This window comes from uncultured Vibrio sp. (assembly GCF_947488985.1).
Lineage (GTDB): Bacteria > Pseudomonadota > Gammaproteobacteria > Enterobacterales > Vibrionaceae > Vibrio.
Genome location: NZ_CANLBV010000405.1, coordinates 1 through 221, shown reverse-complemented (window position 1 = coordinate 221; position 221 = coordinate 1). Strand labels below are relative to the sequence as shown.

At 44.8% G+C, this 221-nt stretch carries 1 pseudogene; it reads left to right on the top strand.

The window, feature by feature from the left end:
• A pseudogene (locus Q1A70_RS20765) lies at positions 1-221 on the top strand (hypothetical protein); the annotation flags it as partial.

The following is a 221-nucleotide window of genomic DNA, read 5'->3' as shown; positions in this document are numbered from 1 at the left end:
CCCGATTCAAAAAAGCAGCTCGATACGGTGATTGGGTTCATCAAAAAAGCGGACACTATAGTTCATGCTGGCGATCCTGATCCTGAAGGCTGCTTGCTCATTGATGAAATCCTAGATCACGTTGGTAACAAGAAGCCCGTACAGCGTCTATTGATTGCCGATTTAAACGATAAGCCCGTAAAAGCAGCGCTGGCTAACATGCAACCTAATGAGAAATTTAG